This window comes from Sphingomonas sanguinis NBRC 13937 (assembly GCF_001591005.1).
GTDB lineage: Bacteria > Pseudomonadota > Alphaproteobacteria > Sphingomonadales > Sphingomonadaceae > Sphingomonas > Sphingomonas sanguinis.
The window spans coordinates 60174-66209 of record NZ_BCTY01000016.1; the positions used below are offsets into that span (position 1 = coordinate 60174).

Sequence of the window (6036 nt, forward strand, 5' to 3'; positions counted from 1 at the left end):
GACTTACAGGTCGGCGGGTGCCGTCGTCGGCGTCGACGTGGCGGCGGGCGCTGGAACGGTCGGCGCGGCACCGCTCGTCTCGCCGCCGCTGGCCGAACCGGTACGACGGGTCGCCCCCGTCCGCTCGCGCGAAGCCGGACGGGCCGCGGGCGTCGGCGAGGCAGTGGCCACCGGCGCGCCCGACAGCCGGGCGGCGATCGCCTGCGGGTCGAGGCGCACATCCTTGATCGCACGCGATCCGTCACCCAGCGGCGGGATCGCCTTGCCGTCCAGCGTCACGGTCAGCTTGTCGGGGCGGCCGACATTTAACAGCGGGCCCTTGGCATTGGCGGGCACCTCATAGCTTTCGCCGGGCTTCAGCGTGCCGATCTTCAGCGTGGCCTTGTCGGCGTCATAGACGCGCAGCCAGACTTCGCCATTGGCGGTCAGCACGACCTTGCCCGCCGCGACCGGAGTCGGGCTGGGCGCAGGGGCAGAGGCGGGCGCGGCACCGTTGGCGAGCGGTGTGGCGGCGGGCACTTCCTGCGCGGTGCGGTCACGGCGGAACAGATCGGTCCCATACCACAGCCCGGCGAGGACGAGCAGCGCCAGCGCGATGCCGACGCCGATGATCGCCATGCCCCGCGACGGCACGCGGGCGGGATCGGCGATGTCCTGCGGCACATATTCGGCGACGCGGCGGCCCATCCGATCCACATCGGCGCGCACCGCCTGCGCGATCGCCACCTCATCGGCACCGACCGCCCGGGCATAGGCCTTGGCGAAACCGACGGCATAGGTCGCCGAGGGCAGGCTCTGATAATCGGAGGCCTCGATCGCCGCGAGATGACGGCTGGGGATGCGCGTACGCGCCCCGATGTCGCCCAGCGACAGCCCCTGCGCCTCACGCGCGGTGCGCAGGACGTCACCGGCGCGGGCAGGTGCCGCCGGTGCGGCATCGTGGCCGGGATTGACCTCGTCCATTCTCAACTCCGAAGCGATCATGGCCCACCCCATGATCGCGGTCGTTCTTTCAGACGGCTGGGATCAAGTCAACGCGGACACCGGACCTGGATCAGGCCAATTCGACACCGTTCGTCGCAGCCCAGGCACCAAGCGCCCCACGCATGTCGCGAACGGGATGCGCCAGCAGCCGCGCCATCTCCTCGGTGATCGCCGCCCGGTCGAGCGAACGGATCATCGCCTTGACCGGACCGACCGCCGCCGGGGTGATCGACAGGCGGTCGATGCCCAGCCCGATCAGCGCCATCGCCTCCAGCGGCCGTCCGCCCATCTCGCCGCATACGCCGACCCGTACCCCCGCCTCACGCGCGGGCTCGACCACCCGGCGCAGGAAGCGCAGGATCGAGGGGCTCAGCCAGTCGTAGCGCTCGGCCAGCTTCGGGTTCGCACGGTCGGCGGCGAACAGGAACTGGGTCAGGTCGTTGGTGCCGATCGACAGGAAGTCGACATTGGGCAGGATCAGGTCGAGCTGCTCGGCGAGCGCCGGCACCTCCAGCATCGCGCCATACCGCACCTCCAGCGGCAGGCGACGCCCGCGCGAGCCCAGCCAAGCGCGCTGTGCCTCGAACAGGGCCTTGGCCTCGTCGAACTCCCACGCCTCGGACACCATCGGGAACATGACGTGGAGCGTGCGCCCCGCCCCTGCCTCGATCAGCGCGCGCGCCTGCGCCTTCATCAGGCCGTCGCGCTCCAGCGCCAGGCGTAGCGCGCGCCAGCCCATGGCCGGGTTCTCTTCGTCCCCCGCCTCGGTATTCAGATAGGGCAGCGCCTTGTCGCCGCCGATATCGATGGTGCGGAACACCACCGGCCGGTCGCCCGCCGCCTCCATCACGTCGCGGTACAGCCGCTGCTGGCGTTCGCGCTGCGGCAGGGTGGCCGACACCAGGAACTGGAATTCGGTGCGGAACAGGCCGATCCCGTCCGCGCCCGTGGTGTCGAGCGCGGCGGCATCGTCGCGAAGCCCCGCATTGACCATCAAGGTGACGCGGTGGCCGTCCTTCGTCACCGGCGGCACGTCGCGCAACGCCGCAAAGGCCGCGCGCCGCTTCTGGCGCAGCGCCAGCTTCGCCTCGAACGCTTCCTCCATCGCCGAGGTCGGGCGGACCAGCACGCTGCCCTCCGCCACGTCGAGCAGCAACTGGTCGCCGTCCGCGATCTGGCGGCGCACGTCGCTGACCCGGCCCAGCACCGGCACGCCCATGGCGCGCGCGACGATGATGACATGCGCGGTCAGCGATCCTTCCTCCAGGATCACGCCCTTCAGCCGCCGCCGGTCATATTCCAGCAGCTCGGCCGGACCCAGGTTGCGCGCGATCAGGATCGTATCCTGGCGCAGGCCCAGCTGCGCCGCCGTGCCCATCTGGCCCGACACGATGCGCAGCAGCCGGTTGGACAGGTCCTCCAAATCGTGCATCCGGTCGGCGAGCAGCGGATCGTCGATCTGGCGCATCCGCTGGCGCGTGCGTTGCTGCACCCGCTCGATCGCCGCCTCGGCGGTCAGGCCGCTGTCGATTGCCTCGTTGATGCGGCGCGCCCAGCCCTCGTCATAGGCGAACATCTTATAGGTCTCGATGACCTCGACATGCTCGCCCGCGACGCCGAACTCCGCCTCGCGCGCCATACGATCGATCTGTTCGCGCATCTTGTCGAACGCGGCATAGACGCGGCGGCGTTCGGCATCGATATCCTCGGCGACGGTATGCTCGATGAAGATACGCGGCTGGTGATAGACGGCAAAGCCGCTGCCCATGCCCTCAACCAGCTTCTGCCCCGACAGGCGGATCGTCGCGGTCATCTGCGGCCGCGTTCCCGCCGCCCCTGCCGCGTCGATCAACCCGGCATTGGCGATCAGCTCGGACAGGACCATCGCGACGGTCTGCAGCGCCTCGATCTCGACATCCGCATATTTGCGCGGTTCGCTATGCTGGACCGCCAGCACCCCCACCGCCCGCTCGCGCCGGATGATCGGCACGCCCGCAAAGCTGTGGAAACGATCCTCGCCCGTCTCAGGCTTGTAGGCGAAGTCGGGATGGCTGGCCGCTTCGTCCAGGTTCAGCACCTCGACGTCTTCGGCGATCGTGCCGACCAGCCCCTCGCCCAGCGCCAGCTTGGTGACGTGCACCGCCTCCTCGGCCAGGCCGCGCGTCGCGAACAGCTCCAGCACGCCTTCGCGCAGCAGATAGATCGAACAGACCTCACTGCCGATCGCCTCGCCGATGATCTGGACCACTTGGTTCAGCTTGGCTTGGGCAGGCGTGCGCGACGCCATCACGTCGTGCAGACGAACGAGGATCTCGCGGGCGGAGGCGGCGGCCGAAACGGGCATGACCACAGGGCTATCAGACCGGGTGCCGAGGTGTCATGCCCTAATATCGCAGCGCGGTGCCTTTTCCACCGGCATCGGCTTTGCCACCGGGCTGCCCGATCCGTCGCGCGGATCGATGATCGCAATTCCCTCGGGCGGGCAGCGGTCCCAGGCAGTCCGCACCGGGATCGCCGCTGCTGGCGACAGCGTATCACCCAAAACCTCGAGCACGCTCGCCTTCATGCGCATCGGCTTCTTTGCCTCGCTGCCAGCACTCAGGGCAGCGGGTTCGAGGATGCCATGTCGTTCGGCACCGACCCCATCGGCCCGATTGGCAGCCCTTCTCATAAATCGCATCAATATTGGCAGTTACTGCCCAGAGATGCACTTCCGCTGCATGACTTTGATCGGAAACGCTTTCGCATTGGCGCTATCATCCAGAAGAGACGGATCGAAGGCGAGACAAGATGGCCGAGCAGAAGAATAAAGGGATCGCGACGCGGGCCATTCATCATGGCTATGATCCTTCGGCCCATGACGGCGCGCTGTCGCCACCGCTTTTCATGACCTCCACCTTCGTTTTCGATTCGGTCGAGGCGGGCGCGGACATGTTCGCGGGGGCCGCGCCGGGCCATATCTATTCGCGCATCTCCAACCCGACGCTCGACCTGCTGGAGCGGCGCTGCGCCAGCCTGGAAAACGCCGAGGCGGGGGTGGCCCTCGCATCGGGCATGGGGGCGATCTGCGCGGTGATGTGGACCTTCCTGTCGCCGGGCGACGAAGTGCTGACCGACAAGACGCTCTATGGCTGCACCTTCGCCTTTCTGCGCGACGGGCTGGCCCGGTTCGGCATCACCATCACGCATGTCGACATGACCGATCCGCAGGCGGTCGCCGACGCGATCACCCCCGCGACCCGGATCATCTATTTCGAGACGCCCGCCAACCCGAACATGCGGCTGGTCGATATCGCCGCCATCGCGCGGGTCGCCGCCGCGGCCTCTGCCGCCACCTCGACCGACGTGAAGCTGGTCGTCGACAACACCTATGCCACCCCGATCCTGACCCGGCCGATCGAGCTGGGCGCGGATATCGTCGTCCATTCCGCGACCAAATATCTGGGCGGGCATGGCGACCTGGTCGGTGGTATCGCGGTCGGCCGGGCCGAGGATATGACGCGGGTGCGGATGCAGGGGCTGAAGGACCTGACCGGCGCGGTGATGTCGCCGTTCAACGCCATGCTGCTGCTGCGCGGGATCAAGACGCTGAAGCTGCGCATGACGGAGCATTGCGCCAATGCCATGGCCGTCGCCCGCTATCTGGAAGGGCATGCCGGGGTCGCCAAGGTCCATTATCCCGGGCTGGAGAGCTTTCCACAGCATGATCTCGCCGTGCGGCAGATGCCCGGTTTCGGCGCGATGATCGCGTTCGAGCTGGCGGACGGGCTGGAGGCGGGGCGGCGCATGATGAACCGCCTGGCGCTGATCCGCCGCGCGGTGTCGCTGGGCGATACGGAGTCGCTGATCCAGCATCCTGCGTCGATGACGCACTCGACCTACACGCCCGAGGAACGCGCCGCGCATGGCATTCCGGAAGGACTGATCCGCCTGTCGGTCGGGATCGAGGATGTCGCCGACATCATCGCCGATCTGGACCAGGCGCTGGTGGCCCCACAGGCGGAGAGCGCCCCGGCGCTCGCCGCCTAATTGGAGACTCTGCCGCTTTGCGCTAGGCGGCACGGTCCCAGACACGGAAAGGGCGGGCGTTGGACGACAAGGACCGGCAGATCATCGCGGCGTTGCAGGCCAATGGCCGCCTGACCAACCAGGAACTGTCCGAACAGGTCAATTTGTCGCCCTCCCCCTGTCTGCGGCGGCTGCGGATGCTGGAGGCTGCGGGGGTCATCCGCGGCTATACGGCGGTGATAGACGAGGAAGCCTACGGCCTGCCCGTCACCGCGCTGGTCCGCATCCGCCTGCAAAAGCATGACGACGCGACCGTCGCCGCGTTCGAGGCGGCGATCGCCGACATGGACGCAGTGCTCGACTGTTACGTGATGACCGGCAGCGACGACTACCTGCTGCGCGTGCTGGTCGCCAGCCTCAAGGACTATGAGGATTTCGTGCGGTCCAAACTGCACCCCATCGCCGGAATTGCGGCGATCGACACGAGCTTCGCCTATGGCATTGTCAAGCGCTCGACGGTTTTCCCGCAGGGCAAGCGCAGCGGTTGAGGATGCGCGCCATGGCGCACTTGGATACGCGTAGAGCTGGCTAGAAAACCCTTGGAGTCCGACCAAATTAAGTTGGATGAATTCAGCTCCGCCAGCGCTTGATGAGCGCCCGCGCCCCTCGAGTCTAAGCCAGGAAGAAACGCAAGAAGCCGCCGCGGGTGATTCCGGGGCGGTTGCGGCTGTGGTGTGGAATGGTTGCGGGGGCAGGATGATTTTGCACCCACGGCACACTTCAACGGATTAAAATTGCCCGTTATTTCCTAAGCCGGGTCGTAGGCACCCCCAGGAGTACCCCCACCCGAATGCTAACGCGTCAACGTGGTAGAAATGTGCGATGAGCCGTGCCAGCCCATCGCATATTGCGTGATAGTCGGCGGCCAGTTGCGATGCGAAAGACACATAATCGGTCATTGGGCGCGCCTCACCGGCTTCCCGTATTCTGCCATTCGTTCATATCAGAATCAGCGCATCTTCCGCCCTCGCGCTGGTTGGATGG

5 protein-coding genes are annotated in these 6036 nt (G+C 67.1%); 2 read left to right on the forward strand and 3 right to left on the reverse strand.

Features of this window, described 5'->3' with window-relative positions; all coding sequences use genetic code 11:
• Positions 1-3: 3 nt before the first annotated feature.
• From SSA01S_RS09090 to SSA01S_RS09100, 3 genes are all read right to left on the reverse strand, one after another.
• On the reverse strand, positions 4-963 hold the full coding sequence (locus tag SSA01S_RS09090; protein WP_061780138.1) for a helix-turn-helix domain-containing protein: 960 nt from the start codon (positions 961-963) through the stop codon (positions 4-6).
• Between the two features lie 91 nt (positions 964-1054).
• Complete coding sequence (gene ptsP, locus SSA01S_RS09095) at positions 1055-3328, reverse strand: phosphoenolpyruvate--protein phosphotransferase (RefSeq protein ID WP_061780139.1); 2274 nt, start codon at positions 3326-3328, stop codon at positions 1055-1057.
• Between the two features lie 33 nt (positions 3329-3361).
• Positions 3362-3655 (reverse strand): hypothetical protein, encoded by a 294-nt coding sequence (locus tag SSA01S_RS09100; RefSeq protein ID WP_061780140.1) that lies wholly within the window; start codon positions 3653-3655, stop codon positions 3362-3364.
• Between the two features lie 119 nt (positions 3656-3774).
• Between SSA01S_RS09100 and SSA01S_RS09105 the strand changes: the two genes are divergently transcribed.
• Both SSA01S_RS09105 and SSA01S_RS09110 read left to right on the forward strand, forming a co-directional pair.
• On the forward strand, positions 3775-5013 hold the full coding sequence (locus SSA01S_RS09105) for a methionine gamma-lyase (protein WP_061780141.1): 1239 nt from the start codon (positions 3775-3777) through the stop codon (positions 5011-5013).
• A 59-nt stretch (positions 5014-5072) separates the two neighbouring features.
• Positions 5073-5540 carry an Lrp/AsnC family transcriptional regulator gene (locus SSA01S_RS09110; RefSeq protein WP_061780142.1) on the forward strand — a complete coding sequence of 156 codons (468 nt, stop codon included), beginning with the start codon at positions 5073-5075 and terminating at the stop codon, positions 5538-5540.
• Positions 5541-6036: the final 496 nt, after the last annotated feature.